Source organism: Pseudomonas sp. PARCl1 (assembly GCF_947311875.1).
Taxonomy (GTDB): Bacteria; Pseudomonadota; Gammaproteobacteria; order Pseudomonadales; family Pseudomonadaceae; genus Aquipseudomonas; species Aquipseudomonas juntendi.
In genome coordinates this window covers 1-2079 of the sequence record NZ_CAMZMX010000098.1, presented here as the reverse complement: position 1 = coordinate 2079, position 2079 = coordinate 1, and the positions used below count along the sequence as shown (strand labels likewise).

General features: G+C 60.9%; 1 protein-coding gene. It reads left to right on the top strand.

Features of this window, described 5'->3' with window-relative positions:
• The first annotated feature begins 470 nt into the window (after nt 1-470).
• Entirely contained in the window at nt 471-1862 is a 1392-nt protein-coding gene (gene gabP / locus QME24_RS24640; RefSeq protein ID WP_054905952.1) for a GABA permease, read from the top strand.
• The last annotated feature ends 217 nt before the right edge of the window (nt 1863-2079 follow it).

Genomic DNA, 2079 nt, shown 5'->3' with positions numbered 1-2079 from the left:
ATAATTGGCCCGAAACAAACGTAGGAGCGAGCGCAGCTCGCGATGCGCCGCGCGGGCGGCGCTCGATCTCACAGGCGCTGCATATCTTGTGACAAACACCTGTCAGCCCTGATGCAATCCCTGTGGGAGCCGGCTTGCCGGCGATAGGGCCGGTCCAGGCCATACACAACCAGATGAAAAACAAAAGCACCCAACGGCCAGATGGCGCGATTGGGCATGCCATTCGCGACATCTGGCGCCAAGGGAAATGCCCTGTCGTGATCGAACAGTTCCGGGGCGTTCTCGTGTAAATTCCCACCGCCTTGCGGGGCTTAAATGAAGCCCGAACCGCACTGACACCTTGCGCTGTGACGCGTGCCAAAGATCAACAACAGCATGCGAGCATTGTGTCGACCTACCCAACTCAAAGGAGCTATTTTCGCCTACGCCTGCCCGTCCAACCTTGTGTTAGCAAAAAGAGAACAACATCAATGAACACCGTGGGATCTGATGGCAACCTTGCACAAGGTTTCAAGCCACGACACGTAACGATGCTGTCTATCGCCGGCATCATCGGCGCCGGACTTTTCGTCGGCTCTGGCCACGCCATTGCGGCAGCTGGGCCAGCCACCATAATTTCCTATTTCGTAGCCGGAACCCTGGTGGTTCTGGTCATGCGCATGCTCGGCGAAATGGCCGTGGCGCACCCTGACACCGGATCGTTTTCCACCTACGCCGACCAGGCCATCGGCCGCTGGGCCGGCTACACCATCGGCTGGTTGTACTGGTGGTTCTGGGTACTGGTCATTCCGATCGAGGCACTGGCCGCCGGGCATGTGCTGAACGCCTGGTTCCCCCAGGTGGACAGCTGGATCTTCGCCTTGGCCTCGGTGCTGTTGCTGGCCGGCACCAACCTGTTCAGCGTGGCCAAGTACGGCGAGTTCGAGTTCTGGTTCGCCATCCTCAAGGTCACGGCCATTCTCGGTTTCATCGGCCTGGGCTTTGCCGCGCTGATGGGCTGGCTGCCCAACCGCGAAGTCAGCGGCCTGAGCGGGCTGATGGCTGACTACGGCGGTTTTGCGCCCAATGGCTGGTCGGCTGTGGTCGGGGCGTTCATTACCGTGATGTTCAGCTTCATCGGCACCGAAGCCGTGACCATTGCGGCTTCCGAGTCCAGCGACCCGTCGCGCAACATCGCCAAGGCTACCCGCTCGGTGATCTGGCGCATCAGTACCTTCTATATCCTCTCGATCTTCGTGATCATCTCGGTGGTGCCGTGGAACGATCCGCAGCTGGCGGTGGTGGGCTCGTATCAACGTGCGCTGGAGATCATGAACATCCCCAGCGCGGCATTGATGGTCGACCTGGTGGTGCTGGTGGCGGTAACCAGTTGCATGAATTCGTCGATCTACATCGCATCGCGGATGATGTACTCGCTGGCCAAGCGCGGTGACGCCCCGGCCTTCCTCAACAAGACCTCCAAGGTTGGCGTGCCGCGTGCGGCGGTGTTTGGCAGCACCCTGATCGGGGCCGCCATCGCCATCCTCAACTACTTCGCGCCCAAGGGTGTGTTCGAGTTCCTGCTGGCCAGCTCTGGCGCCATTGCCTTGCTGGTGTACATGGTCATTGCCATCTCGCAGCTGCGCATGCGCCGCCGCCTGGAGCGGGAGAACACCGAGCTGAAGTTCCGCATGTGGCTGTTCCCGTACCTGACCTGGGCGGTGATCATTTTCATTGGCGGGGCGCTGGCGGTCATGATGTACACGCCTGAGCACCGCGCGGAGGTGAGCTCCACATTGGGGCTGGCGATTGTGATCTCCTTCCTGGGCATCGTGACTTCGCGGGGCCATGCGCAACCGGTGGGGGCGCGGTCGATGGGGTGAGTGGGTTCACCCGGGGTCAAGGCAGAAGGCACCTATGGATAGGTAAAGCCTGTCAGTTAAGCGTTACTGGGGCTGCTTTGCAGCCCTTCGCGGGCACGCCCGCTCCCACACGTTCGGCGCTGAACTCAAGAAATGCGCGATCCCTGTGGGAGCGGGCGTGCCCGCGAAGAAGCTAGCTCAGGACTCAAGCCATGTCGCTGACCGCAAACTCTTCGGC